This is a genomic window from Desulforhopalus sp. IMCC35007 (assembly GCF_005116575.1).
Lineage (GTDB): Bacteria > Desulfobacterota > Desulfobulbia > Desulfobulbales > Desulfocapsaceae > Desulforhopalus_A.
This window is the reverse complement of record NZ_SWCN01000008.1, coordinates 67,654-91,961: the sequence shown is the minus strand read 5'-3', so window position 1 is coordinate 91,961 and position 24,308 is coordinate 67,654. Positions and strand designations below refer to the sequence as shown.

The window sequence follows — 24,308 nt, the reverse complement described above, 5'->3', positions numbered from 1 at the left end:
TTGTGATGCTACACTCCGCTTACAGATTCAGGCAGCATTTCTTGAATTTTTTCAAAGAGCCACAGGGACAGGGGCTGTTTCTTTCAATTTTCGATGTACTGACCGTGCAGACGCCACTATCGTAGTACCACAAGCCGTCTTTTTTAAGGAATTCGCTGCGTTCCTTGAGACTGCAGAGTTGCCCATTTTCTATATAGGTGGCGGTGAATTCCACCTGTCCTTCGTTATCTTTTGTTCCTCCCTGAGCAGTATCATGAATGACAAGGCCAAGCCAGGTGACGGGATGGTCGTCAAAATTTAAGGATACAGGTCTTTTGGCGGCAAGCCAGGTGCGCAGAATATGGTCTGTGTTCTGTTTTACAAAAGCGGTATATCTTGAGCGCATCAAGAGCTCTGCGGTAGTGGCAAGAGCGTGGTCCGTCAGGATTGGCAGACAGCAGGAAGCATAGTCGTTGCCGCTGCAACAAGGGCACAATGTATTGTCTTTCATAGGACGTTATTTTTTCTCTTGAAGATAATTTTTAAAAGAAGAAGTATAAACGGTGACAAATGCATTAAAAAATCAAAGATATCAAGTGGAGAACGAAGTTCTGCGCGCAGGAGTAGAGTTGTTTTTTCAAAAAGGTGTGGCTCAGGAGAGTAGGGTGCAAGTCCTAAGGTTGCGCAGGCAATGAGCACTACCGACCATGGAATTTTGCAGATATATTGTCTCATATTCAGAAATAGCCTCCGGGTTGGGCAGCTTCAACGCTTTATTGCGCTATTTTTAGAGTACTTCAATGGTGCGGATAACAAGGGAAAGCGAAAAAAAATTTCAAAATCCTGTTCATACAATGGTTTTCATTGCTCTTCAATGGTTTAAATATGAAGATTCCCTGGAAGGTCATCTCAAGAAAACTTCTGAGAATAAACGAGTTTACAATTGCCGGCTTTTTTGCCTATCTGAGCCTTAAACTCAGTAAAAAAGAGCTGATGATTGTCGGGGCCTGCCATTGTTGTGGTGCCTGCTGTCGAAGCCTGTCGTTAGACAGTGGTGGAGGTTGGATCAAAAAAAGAAAAGATTTTGACCGCATTGTCGCTGACAATCCACAATATCATTGTTTGGAGCAAATAGGAAAAGATAGCAGGCGAAATCTCCTTTTTTGCTGCAGCTGGCTCAGTGCTGACGGTACCTGCAGTAATTATGACGGGCGATTTGATTTCTGCCGGGATTTTCCTGATAAAAATCTGGTCTTCTGCGGTGGTGGTCTACCGTCCGGATGTGGGTACAGCTTTAAGCCGGTGGTTCCATTCTCTCAAATATTGCAGGAAACAATAGATAACAAATGAGCAGAATTCTAATCCTTGAACCGTATTTTGGTGGGTCACATAAAAACTTTATTGTCGGACTGATGGCCAATGTGAACGCGGAGTATAGTCTTTTGACCCTGCCCGCCAGACAATGGAAGACCCGGATGCAGCTCTCAGCCCAGTGGTTTATCCAGGAACTCGGCAGGCAGACACCGCAACATCGGCATTTTGATACCGTTCTCTGTTCGACCTTTATGGATCTGGCCGTTTTTCGTGCTCTTGCAGGGCAACTGCCCGGCTGGAACCCTCAGGCTAAAATATGCCTTTATCTGCATGAAAACCAGTTTGCCTATCCAAACCGGAAAAAAGATAGCAGTTTATACCAGTTCAGATCAATTAATTTTAATTCGGCCCTTTCCGCCGACAGACTTGCTTTTAATTCTGAGTTTAACCGTTCAAGCTTTTTGGAGGGTTGCGAGAACTATCTCAATTACTGCTCGGACATGAAGATGAATACTCTCATCCCGACTCTAAGACAGAAGAGCATTGTTCTTTTTCCTGGAATCGAATTTGACAGCATTGACAAGGTGCGTTCCCCCCAAAAAAAGCCAGTCCCAACAATCGTCTGGAATCACAGGTGGGAACATGACAAGAACCCGGAAGAATTTTTCGCGGCTCTTCAAGGGCTGAAAGAAAAAAATATTCACTTTCAGTTGATCATATTAGGCCAGTCATTTCATGGGAGTCCAGATTGTTTTAATCAGGCACCGCAGATATTTACCAAGGAGCTGATCCATTTTGGTTTTGCGGACTCATATCAAGCCTATATTGACCAGCTTGCCAGAGGCTCCCTTGTCATCTCCACATCCCAACATGAGTTCTATGGGATTTCTATATTAGAGGCAGTGAGGGCCGGTTGCTGGCCTCTACTGCCCCAACGGCTATCCTACCCTGAATTATTTCCACCAGCCTATTTATACGAAAATGGAGATTTACGAGCACAGCTGGAAAAAGCTGTACTGGACAACAGGCATCTGCACGCCGATGCTGCTGTGGAACTGACCCAGCCGTATAGCTGGGATGTATTAAAAAAAAGCTATGAGGACTGGCTGGTTAGTTAGTGTCTGACAGCTTGATGTATTACCTATTATGGTAGTGTGAAATCAAATATGGGCAGAACAAAGAATTAAATAGATAATCCTCTAAAATCATACAAAGATAACCGCACAAGAAGGTCGATAAGGTTCACAGGCTATGGCAGGAGGATTTTTTCTTTATACTCAAGTAACACGTTCACCAGTCTTGATGCTCTTTCCAGAGCAAGATTGTCACCCTTTGCAATGCCAAACTGATTTTCTTCTACAAATAGTAGGTAGTCATGTAACTCTTGGCCGTCATCACTCGACATGAGGAGATCAAAGATATGTGGCAGGTAGGGCAAGTACTCCTCCCGGTAGGCATCATCGATAGAGACACAATTAGGATCCCACAAGTGGAAGAGTACTTCATCTGCTATAATGTAGAGTTCCTGTTCTCTGTATGAACGTTCCTGTGTCATATGCCGAAAAGCCTGCTCATGGCTATAGATAATGAAGGAATTGGGTCTCGCTGTTTCTTTTATGGATTCTATCATGCTCGGTACAGGGTCTTGAAGTTATATTAACGAAGTGTTTTCCGTGGATTCTTGGGTCTCATCTCATGAGATCATAAAAAATTACTTTTTGCAAATACGACCAAGCAGCAGAGAACAGTCGTACAGGTGTGTTTGTTTACAAAATGTTATGGAAGCGCTGAATGGCAGAGTTCTTCAATGGCTTTTGTGAGTATGATAAAGGTGTCTATTTCTAATGTTTCAGGCCGTATTTGAGGTGATAATCCTGCAAGATGCAAAGCCTGGAGGGCCATCTCTTTGTTAAATTCATTGTGTTCTTTGCCCTGTCGTCCGAAAACTCCTGCTTCTTTTAAGGTGTTTGCAATGGTTTTTCGTCGCTGGTTGAAGGTTGTGCGAACAATTTTGGTAAAAATAGGTTTGTTGTAATCCTGAGGAGTGTCTGGCTTCAGCCTGCTTTTTGAAAAATCTATGTGGATGACCACGGAGTCGACCTTGGGCCTTGGATGAAATTCCCCAGGTTTTAGGGTGAGTTTCTTTTCAACGGTCGCACAACTACCAAGTAGAATCGTTGGCACCCCATAGTCTTTAGTGTTGGGTACTGCACTGAGTCGCTCTGCCACTTCTTTTTGAAGCATTACCGTCACCGAGTTGAGGAGATGCGCGTTCTCAATGAGTTTGAAAATAAACGGGTTAGAGATAGAGTAGGGCAGGTTTGCCAGCACCTTGATAGGGCCGCCACAGAGTTCAAATATGTAATTGAAATCCGCTTTGAGAATGTCCTGATGTATCAGGGTGACATTCTCCGGCAGATCCTGTTCCTCGTTATGCAAGCGTACGATACCACTGTCGATTTCATAGGCTACCACGTGTTTTGTTGCTTCTGCAAGTGGTGTCGTCAGTGCACCTAAACCAACCCCGACTTCGAGGACGATATCCTGCTTGCTCAGGTTACCGGCGCGCACTATTGCCTCTGCTGTATTCCTGTTGACGAGAAAGTTCTGGCCAAATTTTTTTTTGGCGGTGAGTTTGTTTGACTTCAGTGTGTCATAAGGCTGACGACCATATTTGGACATAGAGAGTAGGTGGTAGAGATGAACAGATACCTAGAGTGTATTGGCGGCACCGGTAATACTTTTAAGTTTCTTTTCCTGGCGCTTTCTAAAAAAAGGAATCGCAAGATAATAGCTGAGAAATGAAAAAGGTAAAGAAAAAACAAACCCTCCAACCAGCAGAACAACTATTGTCTCCAGGCCAAGTGACATAATTATGTTTAACGATGCTTGAAAACCGTCTCCGGCAGAAAGTTGTTCGAGAAGCAGCTGAACTTTTTGAAAGTTAATGTTGTAAGGGGTGACAGAGTTACCAATACGTGCGGATATATAGTAGATCGGAACGAAGGTGAGGGGATTGCAGACGAGCCAGCTGACGATAATTCCGGCGACAACCGAAGTCCGGGTGAGAAGTGCCAGACCAATAATGAGGGGGGTGTGCAGCGGCAGGGTGGGGGTGAGACCAATAAGAACACCAATGGAAATGCCTCCGGCCAGAGCCCGGGGGTTACCGCTTAATCGTTTGATACGGATCAGATTGTAGCGCAGAAACCTACGTATGCTGTTGAGTAATCTCTTCACAGTTTTCAGCCAAGGTGTGAGCGCGAATATACGTCCTGCTCTAGTCCGGTTGCACCGTTATTTCGGTAAGCGTAATAACCCGCAAGGGCTATCATTGCAGCATTATCTGTACAAAATTTAATCTGTGGAGAGAAAAAAGCAAGATTACTTTGTCGGCAACGTTTTTCAAGCTCGGTTCGCAGGGTAGTATTGGCGGAAACTCCACCCCCTAAGGATACCTTTGAAACCTTATGTTTATCTGCTGCGGCTATTGTTTTCGAAACGAGAACGTCTACGACAGCGGCCTCAAAAGATGCGCAGATATCGGCAACATGTATTGGTTTGTTCTGGGCATGGGAGGTGTTTACATGATTGAGTACCGCTGTTTTTAAACCACTGAAACTAAAATCTAGGGAATCTTCCTCAAGCCAGGCTCTTGGAAATTTTATTTTCTTCGGATCCCCCTGTTCAGCCATTCTGGATACATGAGGGCCACCAGGATAGGGGAGGCCGAGTAATTTAGCAACCTTGTCAAAGGCTTCTCCAGCTGCATCATCCCGGGTCCTGCCAAGGCAGATAAAATCTGTATGGCTGTTTGCAAGATAGATTGAAGAGGTGCCACCGGAAACAATCAGAGCGATATAGGGAAAAGTCGGTTTATCCTTGTTGAGGTGGATGGAGAGAATGTGCCCTGCCATATGATCAACACCGATTAGAGGGATCTTGCTTACGTGGCATAAAGCCTTAGCGTATGAGAAACCAACGAGAAGGGAGCCAATGAGACCTGGCCCCTGGGTTGTCGCAATCAAATCAATGTCAGGCAGTGTTACCCCTGCATTTTTTAGGGCTGTTTCAACCATGGGATTGATTGCCAGGAGGTGTTGCCGCGATGCAAGTTCCGGGACCACTCCACCAAATTTGCTGTGAATGTCATCCTGGCTGGAAAGAACGTTCGATAAAACGACGTCATCTCTTAATACCGCAGCCGCCGTGTCATCGCAGGAGCTTTCTATACCTAAAATTAGCATTGGTCTGTTTTCTGGTTGAGTGAAATTAATTTTGTGTTAAAAGTGGAAGCGTACTGTCGTATTTGAGCTCGCTGCAAGAATGGGCTGCCATAGAAATAATATATTGAATTGATCATCGTGAACGAAAAAATACAAACTATTTCTCCTCTTGTCGACCAGTTTTCAAGAACTATCTCCTATCTTCGTCTGTCAGTGACCGACCGGTGTAATCTGCGTTGTATGTATTGTATGCCAGAGGAAGAAGACAATCTTGAAACTCTCGTTAAATCAGGAAAATTTCTTTCTCATTCGGATTTGTTAAGTTATGAGGAACTGCTCCGTATTGTCAGGCTTGCCGTATCCCTTGGGATGAATAAAATCAGGCTTACCGGAGGAGAGCCTCTGGTGCGAAAAGGGCTCGTTGATTTCATTCATAATTTGAATAAAATTGAAGGATTGGATCAGATTCGTCTGACAACAAATGGTGTCCTTCTCTCTGAGTATGCAAAGGAACTCTATACAAATGGTGTTCAGCATATCAATGTGTCTCTGGACACCTTGAAGGCCGAAAAATTCAAAAAAATTACCGGAAGAGATCGATTTAATGATGTCTGGAATGGTCTTATGATTGCCAAGGATCTCGGCTTTCGAATAAAACTTAATCTTGTTGCCATGAAAGGTGTCAATGACGATGAATTTCTCGATTTTTTTCGTCTGGCTCTAGAATATCCGTTTCAGGTTAGGTTTATCGAGTTTATGCCTGTGGGCGATAAGAACAGCTGGCAAAAAACACGGTTTATTGAATCGGATACCATTCGTGAAATGGCAAAGTCCGTTGGGACTTTGACCCCATCTGAAAAGCATTATGGTGACGGCCCGGCTCGGATGTTTACTCTTACAGGGGCTGATGGTTCGACAGGTTCCGTTGGCTTTATCAGTCCGATCAGTCACCATTTCTGCGATAAATGCAATCGTCTTCGATTGACCTCGGAAGGACGACTCAGAGCCTGTTTGCTTCGGGATGCGGAGACAGATTTAAAGAGTATCATCCGATCAGGAGGAACTGACAGGGAGATTGTTGACAGCATCAGGCAGACAATTCTCAACAAACCCCAAGGCCATATGTTACAAGATGAGCTTGGGGTTGAAGAAAAAGCGGGCTGTTCTGGAAAAATGTCAAGAATTGGTGGTTGACGGATCGTTTTGTGGGTAGGAACCGAGCCACTCAAAATATGAACATTGGGCCTTGAGCATCTCGCAGCCCCTCATTATTTTTTCATCCTCTATATGTCCAAGCATATCGAGGAAAAACAGGTACTTCCACTGCTTGCCTTTAATAGGACGGGACTCAATCTTGGCAAGATTGATATTTTCTTTGGAAAGTGCCGTCAATACGGAGTTGAGTGCTCCTGGCTTATCTACCAAACCAATCAGCAAGGATGTCCGATCCAGACCGCTGCGCGATGGCGACTGCTTACCAATTACCAGAAAACGGGTTGTATTGCCGCGATAATCTTCTATGCCCTGTACCACCACCTGAAGTTCATAGGTCGTAATGGCAAGGGAAGAGGCAATGGCCCCGATATTAGGATTGTTGGCGGCCATCTGAGCCGCGGCCCCGGTAGAAAACACCTGCAGTGTTGGGATAGTAGGCAGATGCTTTCTTAACCAATCCCTGCATTGTGCAAGTGGCTGTGAGTGTGAGGCGACCGTCTGAATATCTTCGATATTTCCCGACCTGCATACAAGATTGTGGCTTATTTCCAGCTGGGCCTCACCGCAGATCTGTACCTTGTATTTCATAAAACAATCAAGCGTGGAAAAAACAGCCCCCTCGATGGAGTTTTCAACGGGGACTATGCCGTACTGGGTTCGTCCTTTCTCGACTTCTGCAAAGACATCATCTATGGTTTCCATTGCCTTGTAGTCGGCTGAGTGACCAAAATATTTAACCCCTGCGAGATGGCTAAATGTTGCTTCCGGTCCGAGAAAAGCAACGGCTGCACGTTTTTGCGACAGACGACACGTTGTAATAATTTCGTGAAAGATTGATTTGAGTGCGTCCTCAGGGAATACATCTTTATTATCTGCAGTGAGCCGATCGTATATCTGACGCTCCCGAAGGGGGTCCCATTTCGCCCTGTTTTCTTCGTCTTTGAGTTTGCCGATCTCTTTTGCATAGCCGAGACGTTTTTTGAGCAAATCGAGGATCTGATTGTCAATTGAATCGATGTTGTCACGAACAGACACTAATTCTTTTTTTTGATCTGATTTCATTTTTATCTTCCATATTATCTTCTAAAGTTATGATGCCTGATAAAGATTGATAACGTAGGGTCAAGAAATTGCTATGTCAAGCCTCAAAAGACAGCTATAGTGACGACTTTGCTATTATATTATCCGGGTACAGGTGTTTATCTCTGTAAATATTTATCAGACCACGAAAACCTGTTTAAATGGTGGTCATACAATGGTTGTAGTAGTTACACGCTCTAGAGAATAAGGATACTGGTATTGATGGGTCTCGAAAATGAAAAGTATGAAAACTTAAGAAATATTCTTTCTGCCTATGGGCGTGTTGCAGTCGCTTTTTCGGGTGGGATTGACTCAACTTTCTTGTTATTTAGCGCCATCGATGCCTTGGGCCCTGCAAACGTTCTTGCCTACAACTGCATGAGTGAGTTGAACTCTCAAGCTGCTGTCTCTAGCATGAAAGGAGTTTTTCAACACCATTTTGAGGCTCAGATCCCCTTACGAGTTGTAAAGCTTTATCCGCGTACCTGGAAAGAGTTTGTGGCCAATAGCGACAAGAGGTGCTACTTCTGTAAAAAGAGAATGTACACTATTTTGCTTGATGAAATAAAAAAGGAAAGTTGTTTTATACTCGCCGAAGGGACCAATATCGATGATCTGAAAAGTAACCGACCTGGTTTACGGGCAATAAGAGAGTTGAACATAAAAACTCCCCTTGTAGAGGCAGGGTTTACAAAACGAGAAATTCGAATTCTGGCTGAGAAGAAAGGCCTGATTAATCACGGGCTCGCTTCTAATTCCTGTCTGGCCACCAGGGTAAGGAGCGGACAAGAAATTACACTTCAAAACCTTGCTGTTATAGAAAAAGCAGAAGAATACCTTCGTAAATTGGGTTTTCTGGGGTGCAGGGTAAAAGTCGACGGAACTGCTGCACTTGTTGAAATTAACAGGTGTGATTTTGAGGCCTTTGTAAAGGATGAAGTCAGATCAGCGGTTTTATACACTTTTTATAAACTGGGTTTGGCTTCGGTTTCTCTGGATCTTTCAGGCAGGTAAGGATTCTATAAATTATGAGAACTAATTCTAATAACCCTAATTTATTGCTTGATTCTGATTTGGGATTCAATTATGGTGCCTTGTTATGGATGTAATGCCCTGAATATAAAGGGTTGTACGATTCTTGTTTTATGTGTCTAATGAAAAATCGATATGATTTTTTTTGACAATTGAGAAGAGTTAAAGTAAATGCATTGTTTTTTGGATAGCGGACAGTTAAATGTCCAGATACATAAGCAAAAAGATGATTAAGCAGGGAGGAATTCATGAACAAGAAGGAACTTATTGAAAGTATCGCAGGTGCAGCAGATATCAGCAAGGCGGCCGCTGAAAAAGCTCTGAACGGAACCCTTGCAGCAATTGCTGAAAGCCTGAACAAAGGCGACAAGGTGACACTCGTAGGCTTTGGAACTTTTTCTGTGTCAAACCGTGAATCCCGTCAGGGAAGAAATCCACAGACCGGTAAAACGATTGAAATTCCAGCAAAAAAAGTCGTTAAGTTCAAAGCTGGTAGTAAACTGTCTGAAGCTATCAACTAATTCTTGTTTTATTTCGACCTGGACATTGTAGCTACATTTTAATGTTTTCGACTCTGCTTTCCATAGTAGTTGTGCAACGTTAGGTGGATTTATTAAGTTATTTGAACTGGCAATATTGGTTTTTTACAACTGATAAGGTCGATGATTTGATAGTATGAAGTTGTAAAGGCCGTTCCTCTCTGAGAGGAACGGCCTTTTTTTTTAAGGATATTGCGAAGAAAGTTGTGAAAAATATTTCAAAAGAGTCATAATCAACTCAAACTGCATATCCAGGTTTATTTAATTATAGGCTCCAATAATGAAATCCTTTGATGAGTTATTACAACAATCGACAGCAGTACATGGTCATATCTGTGCCGGGCAGGTAATAGGTGTACGGATGTGTATCCTAGCACTGTCGCTCATAGATATTGACGACCCAAAAGGTGTTGATCGTAAAAAATTGTATACAATAGTAGAGATAGATCGTTGTGCAACAGATGCAATTCAGTCTGTTACGGGCTGTAGTCTTGGGAAAAGAACCATGAAATTTCTGGATCATGGTGTTATGGCGGCGACCTTTGTTCATTTAGAAACCGGAAAAAGCGTTCGCATTACTGCGCTTGAAGAGGCTCGTGAACATGCTTTGAAATACTGCAGTGGTATAGAAAATAAATATGCACGACAACTCGAAGCCTATAAAGTCATGGCGGAGGATGAACTGTTCAGGGTTGAACATGTTCACGTTGAAATTCCACAACAGGATCTTCCGGGTCGGCCGATGAGGAGAGTCAAGTGCGATAAATGTTCTGAATGGGTGCAGGATAGCAGGGACATACAGGTTGGGGGGCAGACTCTTTGTCATGGTTGCGCAATGGGCCGGTATTATTCTGTTATTAATGATTGATGAAATATTCTGAGTAAACGTAGTTAGAAAGGATTGTTCAATGAGTGTAACTTTACTGGATTATGGGGCAGGAAACGTTCGAAGTGTAAGAAATGCGATCCGAAAACTCGGTATAACCGTGCAAGATGTTCAGGATCCTGAGGATATTTTCACCGCTGAAAAATTGATTTTTCCAGGAGTTGGAAGTTTTGGCTCGGTGATGGACCGATTGCAGGCACTAGGTTATGTCGAGCCACTCCAGCGGCGGATCCGGGAAAATAAACATTTCCTTGGTATCTGTGTTGCATTTCAGGCCTTGTATGAAGGCAGCGAGGAGTCCCCTGGTGTTGCAGGTCTTGGCATACTGCCTGGTCAAGTGTTACGGTTTCCCCCTGGAAAGCTTGCCGTTCCACAAATAGGCTGGAACGGGATACGACTCCATAAACAATCGCCTCTTTTTGAAGACTATAATGGGGAAAAACTTTATTTTGTCCATTCTTATCACGCCCCTGTAAGTAAAAATTCAACTGAATGGACTCTTGCAACCACAGATTATGGGGTTGAGTTTGTTTCTGCTGTATCCCATAAGAATGTCGCAGCTTTTCAATTCCATCCTGAAAAAAGTGGTGAGGCCGGACTAAAGATACTGAATCAATATCTTACGAGAAAAGACCTGATTGAGGTTTGCGGGGCTGGTGTTGTTGTAGATCCGAAAAAAACACGCATGGCCAAGCGCATTATTGCCTGTCTTGATGTGAGGACAAACGATAACGGTGATCTTGTCGTTACCAAAGGCGATCAGTACGATGTCCGGGATGCAGGTGAGGTCCGTAATCTCGGGAAACCCGTGGAGCTTGCCAGGCGCTACTATGAGGAGGGCGCCGATGAGGTGACCTTTCTTAACATTACCGGGTTTAGAGATTTTCCAATGAAAGATCAGCCAATGCTTGAGGTACTGCAAAAAACCTCAGAAAATGTCTTTGTTCCGTTAACCATAGGCGGAGGAATCCGTGAATTTACCGATTCTGAAGGAAAATTCTATTCTTCTCTTGATGTGGCATCTGCGTATTTCAGGGCCGGTGCAGACAAGATCTCCATTGGAAGTGATGCGGTTTATGTGGCTGAGCAGTTCATCAGTAGCGGGGTGAAAACTGGCAAAAGCTCTATTGAACAGATCTCTTTTGTTTATGGAGCCCAGGCCGTTGTCATATCTGTTGATCCCCAAAGGGTTTATGTTAAATCCCCGGAAAATACCTCTCACGCGCTCATAACTACAAAATACCCAGGGCCTGAAGGCGAGAAATATTGTTGGTATCAATGTACCGTTAAAGGGGGACGGGAAGGGCGTGACCTTGATGTCGTGCAGCTGGTTCAGGCATGTGAAAAGCTTGGTGCCGGCGAGATTTTGCTTAATTGTATTGATAAGGATGGGACAAACAGCGGTTTTGATATAGAGCTTATTAATCTTGTAAAAAATTCTGTTTCTATCCCTGTTATAGCCTCGAGCGGTGCTGGCTCTGCCCGGCATTTTTGTGAAGTCTTTCAAAAAACAAATACAGATGCCGCCCTTGCTGCCGGAATTTTTCATAGAAAAGAGGTTGAGATTGCCGAGGTGAAAAAGAGTGTGCAGATGTCCGGGGTTGAAGTCCGATAATGCAATAGTTCGAATACAATATCCCTTCAACAAGAGCATTTCCCGCAAATGCTCTTGTTCTTCTTGAAACACTATATGATACTACGTGGCCGTAATAAAAAACTTGCCCTGACAACCATACTGTTTTTATTGTGTATGGTGGCTCTTATCAAGGGAGTATCACATTGGACATACAGACAGGGGCTTGCGAATCTCCAAAAACAGGGCAATGTCCGTCTTGAATTATACACAAACTATCTGCAGGGTGTTCTTGGTAAATACGAGAGTTTGCCGGAGCTGTTGGCGATAGATCACAATCTGGTCCGGGCACTGCTCAACCCCCATGAGAAGAAACGCATTGAAACCCTGAACCGGTATCTTGAAACCATCAATACAGTCAGTAATACCTCAGATACCTATCTGATGAACAAGGATGGCTTGACCATTGCGGCATCCAACTGGAAAGAAGAAAGACCTTTTATCGGCAGGAATTTCAATTATCGGCCCTATTTTAAACAGGCAATGAAAGGAACGCTTGGGCGGTATTTTGCCCTTGGTTCCACCTCTTCCAAGAGAGGGTATTATTTTGCGTATCCCGTTCGTAAAGATGACGAAATACTTGGAGCTGTTGTTGTAAAAATTAACATAGATTCTGTCGAGCAGAGTTGGGCAGACCGGGATGAAAACTTTCTGGTCTCTGACCCCGATGGAGTTGTTTTTATTACAACCAACCCTGACTGGAGATTTAAAAGTCTCAAACCCCTTGATTCAGATGTGCAGAAACGGATCCTGGAAAGTAGAAGGTATCAGGATGCGAACCTTCTTCCTCTCAGTACCAGAGTTTCAACTCTCAATCCGACCATGCAGATTCTCGAGATTGATTCGGGAGTCGGCAAGAAGCCTAAAAGGGTGTTGAAACAGTCTCATTTTATGCCCCATGCTGGCTGGGATGTTCACATCCTCACCGATACCAGAGTTCTTCTGGAAAAAGTAGTGTTTACCAATGTTATTGTTGGTTCGGGCGGTGGGGTTGTCTATGTCCTCGGCCTTTTGTTACTGCAGAGAAGTAGACGTATCGCCCAGTTACATGAGATTGAGGAGGAAAGCAAAAGGGCACTCCAGGAGGCCAATGAACAGTTGGAGTCCCGGGTTCTGGACAGAACCCAGAAGCTGACCGAGGCCAACGAGATGCTGAGAAAAGAAATCATTGACAGAAAGCAGGCAGAAATCAAACTGAAGCGAACCAGGAAAGAACTGATACACGCGGCAAAACTTGCAGTTCTTGGTCAGATGTCTGCCGGGATCAATCATGAACTCAACCAACCGCTCTCAGCTATCAGAAGTTATACCGATAATGGTAAACAGTTTCTGGAAAAAGGCCGTCTTGACGAGGCCATGTGGAATCTTGAACAGATCGGTGAATTAACAGAACGAATGGCCCAGATTGGGGTTCAGTTGAAACTGTTTTCAAAGAAATCAAGCGGGATGATCGTCGTGGTACCGTTACATGGTGTGGTCGATGGGGCTCTCGAAATTCTAAAACCGAGTCTGAAAAGAGAGTCAGTTGAATTAACAATCGACATTAAGCCCGAAAATGTTGAAGTGCGTGCGAATCACGTACTGTTGCAGCAGGTTTTAGTTAATCTTATCTCAAATGCAATGCAGGCCATTGAAGATTCCAAAAAGAAAAAGATTCTCCTTGAAGGGCACGCTCGAGGTGACAAAGTGATTATTGCGGTTCAGGATAATGGGCCAGGGGTACCTGCGGAATATAAAGCGGATATTTTTGAGCCATTTTTCACGACTAAAAAGTCAGGACAGGGGTTAGGCTTAGGTTTGACAATCAGTGATAGAATAGTGCGGGATTTTGGAGGGCATATTGTTTTAGCCGATTTCCGGGATGGTGCTCGCTTTGAATTTACTTTAGAAAGAATAGTGCAAACATGACAGTACGTGAACAGGTGCTCTTCATCGATGACGAAAAGCATATACGACAGGCAAACAAGCAGACTCTTGAACTCGCTGAACTTAATGTGATTCTTGAGGCCTGCGCTGAAAAGGGGCTTGACCATCTCAGTCGGGATTGGCCTGGTATCGTGGTCTGTGATATTCGTCTGCCAAACATGGATGGACTGCAGTTTCTTCAGGAAGTTCATAAGATTGATCATGATCTTCCAGTAATCCTTATCACCGGACACGGGGATATCTCAACTGCCGTCAATGCAATGCGTGATGGAGCCTATGATTTTATTGAAAAGCCCTATTCTCCTGAAAGACTTGTGAAAACCGTGGTAAGAGGGCTTGAAAAACGGGTACTGACTCTTGAAAACAGAAATTTACGACGGGAATTAGAGCTTCACAGTGCACCTGGACCTAGGATAATCGGTCGTACACCCGCGATGGAAAAATTGAGAAGCACCATTGCTCAGGTGGCTGATACCGGAGCAGATGTCCTGGTGTTAGGAGAGACTGGGACCGGCAAGGAACTGGTGGCCAGGGCTCTGCATGAAAATAGCGCGAGAAGAAGTAATAATTTTGTGGCGATTAACTGCGGAGCCGTCTCTGAGTCTATTATGGAGAGCGAACTCTTTGGTCATGAGGCTGGAGCTTTCACCGATGCGAAATCAACACGCATCGGTAAGTTCGAACACGCGAACGGTGGCACGCTTCTACTGGATGAAATTGAATCCATGCCCCTTCGGGTGCAGATTAATCTTCTGCGTGTTCTTCAGGAACGATATATAGAAAGGCTTGGATCAAATAGAACCATACCTGTTGATCTCAGGGTTGTTGCTGCCTCAAAAGTTGACCTGAGAGAGGCCTCTGAAAGAGGTGTTTTTCGGGAGGATTTGTACTATAGGCTCAATGTTGTCTGTTTGGAAATTCCCCCTCTTCGGAATAGACGGGAAGATATTCCTTTGCTCTTCCATCATTTCCTCCTCGTTGCCGGGCATAGATATCAGCAGGAAGTCCCAGCGCCAAACAGCTTCCAGATGAATGCGCTTTTATCCTATTCATGGCCTGGTAACGTTCGTGAACTCAGGAATTTCGCGGAGCGTTATGTTCTTCTCGGCCGGCAGTTCGACTGGTCTTTAGAGAAAATGTTGTCCGGTGAAGACAAGGTGCAGAGCCGGTCGTTGTCACAACAGGTCGACTGTTTTGAACGAGGGCTCATTGAGCATGCTTTGGTCTCCTCGAATGGCAGCATCAAAGATGTTATGGCTGCTTTGGTAATTCCTAGAAAGACTCTTTACGATAAAATGCGAAAACATGGTTTAGACAAGACTGATTATAAGTAAAAACCATCTCTTGTATAAGTGATGTTTTTGTTTTGTTATGTTTATCGGAGTTTCTACGGGGAGGATCGGTGCTGATTTGTCCGGAAAAGTAAAGACTTGTTATTATAGGTTCTGTGTTTAGACCTCTCGGTGTTGCTTTCATAATGTTTGAAATGGGTGGATTTCCGCCAATGACTTGGTGGGTTTGAGTGTTGTTTTTCTGCTTAAATTGCTGAAATTTAATAATATTTATATTTTCTGTCGCTACCTTGCTTGAATGGGTGGATTTCCGCCAATTTATCACTCTTTATCTCAGTGTCATTATGTTATTAAACGTAAAAACAGGAAGATAAGTTTGTAGTTTATTTGTGGTCCAATGTTTGCAACGGTAAAGTACGATTGTCGGGAAATTATACCGATGATATCGACAGGCCGTTTCGCTGTCGGTCAATGTTGCTGGCCCTACTGATGTTTAAACATTCTATTTGGAGGCAAAATTATGTTCAGGAAGATTACAACCCTGGTTGCGACTGCTGCTCTTTCCGGTCTATTGGTTGCTGGAGCGGCTGTTGCTAAGGATCCGATCACAATAAAATTCTCGCATGTTGTGGCTGAGAATACCGCTAAAGGACAGATGGCCAATAAATTCAAGGATTTGATTGCCGAACGTCTGGCTGGCAAGGTTCAGGTTGAGGTATTTCCTAGCTCTCAGTTGTTTAATGATGACGGGGTATTAAAAGCAATTCTTCTGGGCGATGTCCAGATAGCTGCTCCAGCACTTTCGAAATTTGAGTCTTACACTAGGCAGTTACAGATTTTTGATCTGCCTTTCCTGTTTAAGGATATGGCTGCCGTTGAAAAATTTCAGACCAGTGAGAAGGGGATTGAGCTTTTAGATAGTCTCCAGAAAAAAGGTTTTGTTGGCCTTGGCTATCTACATAACGGCATGAAGCAGCTTTCTTCCAACAGCCCTCTCAGAGTACCTTCTGATGCGAATGGTTTGAAATTTAGAATCATGTCTTCTGATGTTCTTGCAGCACAGTTTCAGGCACTCAATGCAGTTCCCCTGAAAAAGCCATTCTCAGAGGTTTTTACCCTTTTGCAAACCAAGGCCATTGATGGACAGGAAAACTCCTGGTCAAATATCTACTCTCAAAAATTCTTTGAAGTGCAACCCTACATCACTGAATCGAACCACGGCCTGCTTGACTATATGGTCGTCACATCCAAAGAATTCTGGATGTCTATCCCTGATGACGAACGCGCCATCGTGAGAACCGCTTTGGATGAGGCAATTGCTTTTGGTAACAAGGTTGCTGAAGATAAAAGTATTGGCGATCGTCAGTTGATACTAGACTCCAAACGATGTGAAATAATTGAGCTCACCGATGCAGAAAGAAGCCAGTGGGTTGAGGCAATGAAGCCTGTTTGGGAGCAGTTCGAAGAAGAAATTGGCAAAGATATGATCGACGCAGCCTATCAATCTAACATGTAAGAAGAAAAAAATGGTAGATTTCCCTGCAACGGGAAATCTACCTCAATTTTTTAGCTTGTATGAGGTGTTTTATGCTAATGCGTTTCATGAATCGAGCCGAAGAGGCGTTTATCTGCATTTTGCTGATAACGACAACACTTCTAGTGTTTCTCGATGTCGTAATGCGATTTGGTTTTAATGCTGGCTTCTTGTGGACTCAGGAGCTCACTTTGCATATGTCAGCGTGGATGGTTCTTTTCGGTGCATCATACGGACTGAAGGTTGGCTCACATATTGGCATGGACGCTTTTGTTAAGCTTTTTCCACCTGTTGGTAGAAGAATATTAACCGCTATCTCCGCGGTCGGTGCCCTGGTATACTGTGGTCTTATTTTTTATGGTAGCTGGATATATCTGAAAAAGATGAAAATGATTGGTATAGATCTCGAAGACATGCCAATTCCCGTATGGATAGCACACAGTCCATTGATTCTAGGTTATCTTTTTCTGATTGTTCGTCTCTTGATAATTCTCTGGTCTGTTGCTGTCGGCGAGGCTGATGGCTTTAAACATTCGGATGAGGCCAAGGAGAGCTTGGCGTTGGCTGAGGATATCGTCAAAGAGGGGGCAAAATCATGACAACTGCAGCTTTATTTATACTTCTCTTTGGTTTCATGCTGCTTGGGATGCCCATTGCTCTGGCCTTGGGATTGTCAAGTATCGGTACAATTCTGTTGTTTTCAAATGACTCTCTTGCCTCAATCGCTTTGAAATTGTTTGAGTCCCTGTCTGCGCATTATACATTATTGGCCATTCCTTTCTTTATTCTTTCCTCAAGTTTTTTGTCTACGGGAGGTGTGGCGAAACGAATTATCAGGTTCGCTCTGAGCCTTGTTGGGCATATTCGTGGCGGTATTGCCATGGCCTCGGTTATCGCCTGTATGATTTTTGCGGCGGTATCCGGTTCTTCTCCAGCGACTGTTGCGGCAATTGGTTCCATAGTTATCGTGGGGATGGTAAAAGCCGGTTATCCTGAAAGTATAGCTGCAGGTGTCATAGGAAATGCAGGTACACTCGGGATACTTATTCCCCCTTCAATTGTTATGCTTGTCTATGCAGCAGCCACAGAGGTATCAGCTGCCCGGATGTTTATGGCTGGTTTCCTTCCCGGGCTTTTGATGGGCCTCATGCTGATGATAGTTATTTATATTGTGGCCAGGGTGAAAAATATACCAAGCCAACCCTGGGCTGGATTCAGCGAAATTGTAAAATCTGGAGTTTCGGCCACTGGTGGCTTGATGCTCATTGTTATTGTGTTGGGTTCGATATACGGTGGTATTGCAAGTCCCACAGAGGCTGCCGCTGTGTCCGCTGTATATGCCTTCTGGGTTGCTATTTACGGGTACAGGGATATGGGCCCTCTCAAAGAGATTCCCTGGAAAGAGGATGGTGAGAGCGCTGGTGCGATGGTTATCCGTAACACCAAACACATAGTAATGACCCTACCGAAGCTCATTACGGATAAAGAGCTTAACAAGGTTATCCTTGATTCATCAAAAGTAAGTATCATGCTGCTGTTCATTATTGCAAATGCGATGCTTTTTGCTCATGTTCTCACTACCGAGAGAATTCCTCACCACATAGCTGAGTTGATTGTTTCATGGGGACTTTCACCCTGGATGTTTCTTGTTGTGGTCAATATACTACTGCTGATTGCGGGTAACTTCATGGAGCCGTCGGCTATTTTGCTGATTATGGCACCGATTCTCTTTCCTATCGCTGTGAAACTGGGAATTGACCCCATTCACCTTGGTATCATTATGGTAGTCAATATGGAAATTGGTATGCTCACCCCGCCGGTCGGTTTGAATCTTTTTGTCATCTCAGGGGTGACGGGGCGCAGCATGGGCTGGGCAATAAAAGCCTGTGTCCCATGGTTGTTGGTTCTTCTCACCTTTCTCGTTCTTATTACCTACATACCACAAATCTCATTATTCCTGCCTGAGTTTATAGATAAATTGCAGGGATATAACTAGAAGCAGAAGAGCACAGCCGTTAAAGGCGGTCTACCAGTGATACAGATTTCACTGGTAGACCGCCTTTTTTGTTTCCATTCTCACGGATATCGCTATAGTTCAAGTCCTTTTTATTATTTTACTGGCTGTCATTTTCTATTTGCCATCAGACATTCACAAGAACTATTGAAGATGAAAATGATGGGACACGGCCGAAATGGTGATTTAAAAGTTGTGGACTGTTGAACTTGTGGAGTTATCTTATCCAAGATCCCGCAAGGGGATCAAATACCTTCTGTAGAAAAGGTAATGTTTTTTTGAGTGGAATAATATTTGGAAAAATTAGAATTGATGAGATAAAGGTGTTGATTGTGACAGATTTATTAAATGTCTATCTTGCTTCTCCCAGAGGTTTTTGTGCCGGTGTTGAAAGAGCTATCGAAACGGTAAAACTGAGCCTTTCAAAGTATGGTCAACCCGTATACGTGTTACATGAGATTGTCCATAATAAACATGTTATCGATGAATTGAAGCAGGCGGGAGCCGTGTTTGTTGAACATCTGGCCGATGTGCCCAATGGTGAGGTCTGTGTCTTCAGTGCCCATGGTGTTTCTCTTGGGGTCGAGTCCTACGCAAAGGAATTAGGTTTGCGTACCGTTGATGCAACCTGTCCCCTTGTGACCAGTGTTCATAGGATGGTGGAGAAATATCACCAGCAGGGAACTGAGGTTATTATCGTCGGCCATCATAATCATCCCGAAGTAGAGGGGACTGCAGGGCGCGTCCAAGGGGGCGTACAGATCGTTGCAACCGAAGAGGAAGCGGAACACATTCAGATAAGTGATCCTCTTGCTGTCGGATACGTGACCCAGACGACTCTTTGTAAAAAAGATGTTGAAGGAATTATTGCAATTTTGAAAAAGCGATTTCCTGGCATTCAGGGTCCGCGCTCAAATATCTGTTTTGCCACCCAGAACCGTCAGGATGCCGTCCGATTGCTTGCCGCCAAAAGTGAGCTGATCTTCGTTGTAGGTTCCAAAAACAGTTCTAACTCAAACAGATTACGAGAGGTTGCTTCTTCCTGTAAGGTCAAAGCTTATCTGGTAGATGATTATGAAGATATAGAAGAGAAGTGGCTTAGCGGAGTGAAAACAATTGGCATTACAGCAGGAGCCTCTGCACCGGAGCGTCTTGTAGAAGGTGTAATATCCTGGCTTGGTTTAAAACGACAAGTTGTTGTAGAGGAATTGGATGGAGTCGAAGAAACCATCCATTTTCAACCTGCGCTAATTTCAGAGCATTCCAAATAAAAGCCAGAGCTCCTGTTGATGTTCACAGGAGTTCTGGCCTGGTATTCTGTAGCGATATGGTTCGGGGTAACTTTAGCCAAGAGCCTTGGTTAAGCGTTGCATCGCTTCCTGAACTTTTTCATGGCTGTTAAAGGCTGAAATACGAATGTATCCTTCACCGCATTTGCCAAAGCCTGCTCCGGGGGTACAGACTACCCCTGCCTTGTTCAGTAGCATGTCGAAAAATTCCCAGGAATCCATATTCCCTTCAATCCAGATATAGGGCGAATTATCGCCGCCAACATATTTGTAACCAAGTTTATCCATTGTCTGGCATATGGTAAATGCGTTTTCCATATAGTAATCAATGAGGGCCTTACATTGTGCCTTGCCCTCTTTGGTGTATATTGCCGCAGCTGCCCGCTGGACAGGGTAGGAGACGCCATTAAACTTGGTACAGTGTCGTCTGTTCCATAGGCTATGCAAGGAGTGACTCTTGCCCTCTTTATCATAGGCCATGCATTCTTTTGGAACAACTGTATAGGCACATCTGGTTCCTGTGAATCCGGCACTTTTGGAAAAACTGCGAAATTCAATTGCCACTTCTTTTGCGCCGTCAATCTCATAGATGGATTTTGGCAGGTTCTCGTCTCTGACAAAAGCCTCATAGGCGGCATCAAAAAGAATAAGGGCTTTATTATCTTTGGCGTAATCCACCCAGGTTTTCAATTCCTCTTTTGATATCGTTGAGCCTGTGGGATTATTGGGAAAGCAGAGATAAATGAGATCAACTTTTTCTGTGGGCAGGGCTGGGATGAAATTATTTTCCTTGGTTGAGTCGAGGTAAACCAGTCCCTGGTATCTGCCGTTTTCAAAAATACCGGTTCTCCCGGCCATAACGTTGGTGTCAAGATATACAGGGTAGACAGGATCGGGAATTGCGATAGTTATATCTGTTGAAAACAGCTCCTGAATGTTTCCTGTGTCGCATTTTGCGCCATCACTGACAAAGATTTCATCTGCCTGTATGTCAGCTCCCCGTGCCTGAAAATCATTTTGAGCAATAGCATCCCTCAAAAAATCGTAGCCCTGCTCAGGCCCATAGCCTTTAAAAGACGCATCATTGGCCATCTCGTCAACGGCCTTGTGAAAGGCTTCGATTGAAGCCGGGGGAAGGCCCTTGGTCACATCGCCAATGCCGAGTTTAATCACATCAATTTCGGGGTGGTTCTTCTGGAAAGAGGCCACTCGCTTTGCGATGTCGGAGAAGAGGTAAGATGCCTGCAGCTTTAAGTAATTGTCATTGATTGTAATCATTTAAAAGTTTCTCTGTTGTATTTTAAGTAAAAGGAGTTAGCTTCTTTCCCTGTATTTTTAACAAATTCAGAATTGTAATTATAAGGGAATGATTGTCGCTGTCAACTGTCATCTCTTCTTGGATATCCTCGGAGATAAATGTGAAAAACTATGAAAAATGAAGAACCCGTAACAATTTACCGTAAAGACTATAGTCCGTTTCCATATATTGTTGACTCTCTGGACCTGATATTTCAGCTTTATGAAGAAAAAACCGTGGTAAAAGCCACCACGAGATACCGGGCAGTCCTCAGTGAAAATACTTTGTCTGCCGACGATTTATTTCTCTACGGGGAGGAGTTAGAGTGCATTTCCATAAAAATAGATGGTGTTGCACTTCCCCCAGAAAGATATGCCATCGATGATAAAGGTCTCACTGTTAAAAGTCCTGGGAAGGATTTTACCTTAGAGATTGAAACTGCGATCTATCCGGCCAAGAACAGTTCTCTTGAGGGGCTCTATAAATCAAGTGGTAATTATTGTACACAGTGTGAGGCCGAGGGCTTTCGTAAGATAACCTATTATCCGGACCGTCCAGACGTGCTGACGACTTTTACTACCCGCATTGAAGCCGACAAGGGGCTATATCCTGTTTTGTTGTCAAACGGAAATCTTATTGAAAAAGGGGAGCTTGCATACTCCAGGCACTACGCAACCTGGAGAGATCCATTTCCAAAGCCCTGTTATCTTTTTGCTCTGGTGGCAGGCAGACTTGTCAGCATTGACGATACATTTACGACCCGGTCCGGTCGAAAGGTTGAGCTGAAAATCTATGTGGAAGAGAGAAATAAGGATAAATGTGCACATGCCATGGCTTCTCTTAAAAAATCAATGCAATGGGATGAAGAGGTTTTTGGTCTTGAATATGATCTCGATATCTTCATGGTTGTTGCGGTTGATGATTTTAATATGGGGGCAATGGAAAATAAGGGCTTGAATATTTTCAACTCCAAATATGTCCTTTCAACCCAGCAAAGTGCAACAGATCAAGATTTTCTTGGAATCGAAGGGGTCATTGCTCATGAGTATTTTCATAACTGGACCGGTAATCGAGTCACCTGCAGGGATTGGTTTCAGTTAAGTTTGAAGGAGGGGTTGACTGTCTTTCGGGATCAGGAGTTTTCATCTGACATGAACTCCAGGCCAGTGCAGAGGATTGATGACGTTCGGCTGCTCAAAAATGTTCAGTTCAGAGAGGATAACGGACCTCTTGCTCATCCGGTTCGTCCTGACAGCTTTGTGGAAATTAATAATTTCTATACCTCCACCATCTACAACAAAGGTGCAGAGGTTATCCGCATGATGCATACCCTGCTTGGGGCTGAGGCCTTTCGAGGTGGTATGGATCTCTATTTTCAGCGACACGACGGACAAGCCGTTACCTGTGACGATTTTGTTAAGGCCATGGAAGACAGCTCTGGAGTTGATCTCAGCCAATTTAGAAACTGGTACAGTCAGGCGGGAACTCCAGTGTTAACGGTTAAGACGGAATTGGATAAAGAATTATCAGAATTCAAGATCACCATCGAACAACGCTGCAGGGCAACTCCAGGGCAGGAGAAAAAACTGCCGTTTCATATTCCTGTTAAAATAGGCTTGCTTGATGAAAGTGGTAAGGAGCTGATTGACGAAAAACTGCTGGAGGTAAAAAAAGCAACAGAAGTTTTTACTTTTAAAAATATCGGTACAACACCAGTCCTTTCATTTCTCCGCGATTTTTCAGCACCTGTTAAAGTAGAACGCTTCCAGGATAAGGAAGAACTGGCTTTTCTCATGAGCCACGACACCAACCTTTATAATCGGTGGGATTGTGCAAATCAACTCTCAAGCCAGGTCATTCTGGATGTAGCGGCGCAAATGCAAAAAGGGGACCCCCCCGCAGTTGATGAATTTTATCTTGAAGCAGTGGATAAGGTGTTTTCTTCAGATATAGCAGATAAAGATCTGGCAGCCCTTGCCTTACAGTTGCCTGCGGAAACAACCCTTGCTCAGGAAATGGAAATTATTTATCCAGAGTATCTGCACAGGGCAAGGTCGCTTGTTAAACAGACGGTGGCGAAGAGATGCAGGGAGCAGTTGCTGAAGCTTTATCATGACAACTGCACAACCGAACCTTATAGCGTCTCCCCCGAGGCAAAAGGTCAGCGGAGTCTTAAAAATCTTTGTCTTTCCTATCTTCTGGCCCTTGAACCTGCAGGGGACGAAGTCCTGAATTTGTGTAAGTCTCAGTACTATGAGGCAAACAACATGACGGACACCATCGCAGCGATTTCGCTTCTGGCCAACGCAGATAAGGCCGTTAGAAAAGAGGTGCTTTCTGATTTTTATGAAAAATGGAAGGACGATACCCTGGTACTCGATAAATGGTTTGCTATACAGGCATTATCGGAGTTGCCAGAGGTGCTTGGTGAGGTGCGCTGTCTGATGGAGCATCCTGCCTTTTCAATAAAAAATCCAAACAAAGTTCGTGCCCTCGTTGGAACCTTTTGTAGTGGTAACCATGCAAGATTTCATAGTGAAAATGGGGATGGGTATCGCTTTTTATCTGCACAGATTATCGCCTTGAATACGATAAATCCCCAGATAGCAGCACGTCTGCTCTCCCCCATGACCGGTTGGAGGCGATATGAGCCCCGTCTTGGAGCATTAATGAAAAGTGAGCTTCAAGCAATCCTGGAGCAACAGAATCTTTCCCGTGATGTTCAGGAGATTGTCATTAACGCCCTTGCTTAGGATCTCTTGTGGCAAAACAGACATCTGAATTTTGGAGGATGCCCTTCCTTGAGAGGGGCATCTCCACTGGGTCCATGGCAATCGAGGCAATTCTTCTCCGCTGCCTTTTTACTCTTGATGAGGAAGAATTCTGCATGGATATCATCGTGGGGTAAAGCAGCGGTTGTTTCCTTCGGGGCTCTGAAGAGAAAGATGAGAATTGCGGCACAGGCAATAAGGAAAATAATATTAAGAATCCAGATTTTCTTTTTGTTAATAGGCGCTTGCATATAGTTTCTCGGAGCAGGACGTGAGCTGGT

Annotated in this window: 23 protein-coding genes; 14 read left to right on the top strand and 9 right to left on the bottom strand. The window is 44.1% G+C overall.

Annotated elements, in window-relative coordinates; all coding sequences use genetic code 11:
* Positions 1 to 19 precede the first annotated feature (19 nt).
* Together FCL48_RS10225 and FCL48_RS10220 are read right to left on the bottom strand one after the other, a co-directional pair.
* Positions 20 to 490, bottom strand: a complete 471-nt coding sequence (locus FCL48_RS10225; RefSeq protein WP_136872181.1) for a YchJ family protein — start codon at positions 488 to 490, stop codon at positions 20 to 22.
* On the bottom strand, positions 487 to 714 hold the full coding sequence (locus tag FCL48_RS10220) for an RND transporter (RefSeq protein WP_136872180.1): 228 nt from the start codon (positions 712 to 714) through the stop codon (positions 487 to 489). The genes FCL48_RS10225 and FCL48_RS10220 overlap by 4 nt, the downstream gene beginning before the upstream one ends.
* A gap of 150 nt (positions 715 to 864) precedes the next feature.
* Here FCL48_RS10220 and FCL48_RS10215 point away from each other — a divergent pair, with 150 nt between their 5' ends.
* The gene (locus FCL48_RS10215; RefSeq protein ID WP_136872179.1) at positions 865 to 1,329 is read left to right on the top strand and encodes a hypothetical protein; all 465 of its coding nucleotides are present in this window, start codon (positions 865 to 867) and stop codon (positions 1,327 to 1,329) included.
* Complete coding sequence (locus tag FCL48_RS10210; protein ID WP_136872178.1) at positions 1,326 to 2,411, top strand: DUF3524 domain-containing protein; 1,086 nt, start codon at positions 1,326 to 1,328, stop codon at positions 2,409 to 2,411. Before FCL48_RS10215 ends, FCL48_RS10210 begins: the two co-directional genes overlap by 4 nt.
* A gap of 131 nt (positions 2,412 to 2,542) precedes the next feature.
* On the opposite strand, the gene FCL48_RS10205 is transcribed toward FCL48_RS10210, so the two are convergent.
* The 4 genes from FCL48_RS10205 to tsaD form a co-directional block, all read right to left on the bottom strand.
* Entirely contained in the window at positions 2,543 to 2,848 is a 306-nt protein-coding gene (locus FCL48_RS10205; RefSeq protein ID WP_136872177.1) for a hypothetical protein, read from the bottom strand.
* Between the two features lie 221 nt (positions 2,849 to 3,069).
* On the bottom strand, positions 3,070 to 3,975 hold the full coding sequence (gene rsmA, locus FCL48_RS10200) for a 16S rRNA (adenine(1518)-N(6)/adenine(1519)-N(6))-dimethyltransferase RsmA (protein ID WP_136872176.1): 906 nt from the start codon (positions 3,973 to 3,975) through the stop codon (positions 3,070 to 3,072).
* Positions 3,976 to 4,005: 30 nt separating this feature from the next.
* Complete coding sequence (locus tag FCL48_RS10195; RefSeq protein ID WP_169309168.1) at positions 4,006 to 4,533, bottom strand: DUF2062 domain-containing protein; 528 nt, start codon at positions 4,531 to 4,533, stop codon at positions 4,006 to 4,008.
* A gap of 5 nt (positions 4,534 to 4,538) precedes the next feature.
* Complete coding sequence (gene tsaD, locus FCL48_RS10190) at positions 4,539 to 5,540, bottom strand: tRNA (adenosine(37)-N6)-threonylcarbamoyltransferase complex transferase subunit TsaD (RefSeq protein ID WP_136872174.1); 1,002 nt, start codon at positions 5,538 to 5,540, stop codon at positions 4,539 to 4,541.
* Between the two features lie 117 nt (positions 5,541 to 5,657).
* Here tsaD and moaA point away from each other — a divergent pair, with 117 nt between their 5' ends.
* The gene (gene moaA / locus FCL48_RS10185) at positions 5,658 to 6,713 is read left to right on the top strand and encodes a GTP 3',8-cyclase MoaA (RefSeq protein ID WP_240744813.1); all 1,056 of its coding nucleotides are present in this window, start codon (positions 5,658 to 5,660) and stop codon (positions 6,711 to 6,713) included.
* Here moaA and pheA read toward each other — a convergent pair.
* The gene (gene pheA / locus FCL48_RS10180) at positions 6,696 to 7,796 is read right to left on the bottom strand and encodes a prephenate dehydratase (RefSeq protein WP_136872172.1); all 1,101 of its coding nucleotides are present in this window, start codon (positions 7,794 to 7,796) and stop codon (positions 6,696 to 6,698) included. The two genes, moaA and pheA, sit on opposite strands and share 18 nt — an antisense overlap.
* Before the next feature lie 240 nt (positions 7,797 to 8,036).
* Between pheA and larE the strand changes: the two genes are divergently transcribed.
* From larE to ispH, 10 genes are all read left to right on the top strand, one after another.
* Entirely contained in the window at positions 8,037 to 8,828 is a 792-nt protein-coding gene (larE, locus tag FCL48_RS10175; RefSeq protein WP_136872171.1) for an ATP-dependent sacrificial sulfur transferase LarE, read from the top strand.
* Between the two features lie 266 nt (positions 8,829 to 9,094).
* The gene (locus tag FCL48_RS10170; RefSeq protein WP_136872170.1) at positions 9,095 to 9,367 is read left to right on the top strand and encodes an HU family DNA-binding protein; all 273 of its coding nucleotides are present in this window, start codon (positions 9,095 to 9,097) and stop codon (positions 9,365 to 9,367) included.
* 298 nt (positions 9,368 to 9,665) lie between these two features.
* Positions 9,666 to 10,253: an FmdE family protein gene (locus FCL48_RS10165; RefSeq protein ID WP_136872169.1), complete on the top strand. Its 588-nt coding sequence runs from the start codon at positions 9,666 to 9,668 to the stop codon at positions 10,251 to 10,253.
* A 40-nt stretch (positions 10,254 to 10,293) separates the two neighbouring features.
* Complete coding sequence (gene hisF / locus FCL48_RS10160; protein ID WP_136872168.1) at positions 10,294 to 11,886, top strand: imidazole glycerol phosphate synthase subunit HisF; 1,593 nt, start codon at positions 10,294 to 10,296, stop codon at positions 11,884 to 11,886.
* A 75-nt stretch (positions 11,887 to 11,961) separates the two neighbouring features.
* Positions 11,962 to 13,812, top strand: coding sequence for an ATP-binding protein (locus FCL48_RS10155; protein WP_169309167.1), 1,851 nt, complete (start codon positions 11,962 to 11,964; stop codon positions 13,810 to 13,812).
* Positions 13,809 to 15,164: a sigma-54 dependent transcriptional regulator gene (locus FCL48_RS10150; RefSeq protein WP_136872166.1), complete on the top strand. Its 1,356-nt coding sequence runs from the start codon at positions 13,809 to 13,811 to the stop codon at positions 15,162 to 15,164. Before FCL48_RS10155 ends, FCL48_RS10150 begins: the two co-directional genes overlap by 4 nt.
* A 478-nt stretch (positions 15,165 to 15,642) precedes the next feature.
* Complete coding sequence (locus FCL48_RS10145) at positions 15,643 to 16,638, top strand: TRAP transporter substrate-binding protein (protein WP_136872165.1); 996 nt, start codon at positions 15,643 to 15,645, stop codon at positions 16,636 to 16,638.
* A 71-nt stretch (positions 16,639 to 16,709) separates the two neighbouring features.
* Positions 16,710 to 17,255: a TRAP transporter small permease gene (locus tag FCL48_RS10140; RefSeq protein ID WP_136872164.1), complete on the top strand. Its 546-nt coding sequence runs from the start codon at positions 16,710 to 16,712 to the stop codon at positions 17,253 to 17,255.
* Entirely contained in the window at positions 17,252 to 18,652 is a 1,401-nt protein-coding gene (locus tag FCL48_RS10135; RefSeq protein WP_136872163.1) for a TRAP transporter large permease, read from the top strand. The genes FCL48_RS10140 and FCL48_RS10135 overlap by 4 nt, the downstream gene beginning before the upstream one ends.
* A gap of 350 nt (positions 18,653 to 19,002) precedes the next feature.
* Positions 19,003 to 19,941, top strand: coding sequence for a 4-hydroxy-3-methylbut-2-enyl diphosphate reductase (ispH, locus tag FCL48_RS10130; RefSeq protein ID WP_240744812.1), 939 nt, complete (start codon positions 19,003 to 19,005; stop codon positions 19,939 to 19,941).
* A 72-nt stretch (positions 19,942 to 20,013) separates the two neighbouring features.
* Here ispH and FCL48_RS10125 read toward each other — a convergent pair whose 3' ends face one another.
* Positions 20,014 to 21,237 carry an LL-diaminopimelate aminotransferase gene (locus FCL48_RS10125; RefSeq protein ID WP_136872162.1) on the bottom strand — a complete coding sequence of 408 codons (1,224 nt, stop codon included), beginning with the start codon at positions 21,235 to 21,237 and terminating at the stop codon, positions 20,014 to 20,016.
* Positions 21,238 to 21,387: 150 nt separating this feature from the next.
* Here FCL48_RS10125 and pepN point away from each other — a divergent pair, with 150 nt between their 5' ends.
* Positions 21,388 to 24,009 (top strand): aminopeptidase N, encoded by a 2,622-nt coding sequence (pepN, locus tag FCL48_RS10120; RefSeq protein WP_136872161.1) that lies wholly within the window; start codon positions 21,388 to 21,390, stop codon positions 24,007 to 24,009.
* Here the strand turns inward: pepN and FCL48_RS10115 are convergent.
* Positions 24,006 to 24,278: a hypothetical protein gene (locus tag FCL48_RS10115; RefSeq protein ID WP_136872160.1), complete on the bottom strand. Its 273-nt coding sequence runs from the start codon at positions 24,276 to 24,278 to the stop codon at positions 24,006 to 24,008. The two genes, pepN and FCL48_RS10115, sit on opposite strands and share 4 nt — an antisense overlap.
* Between the last annotated feature and the right edge of the window lie 30 nt (positions 24,279 to 24,308).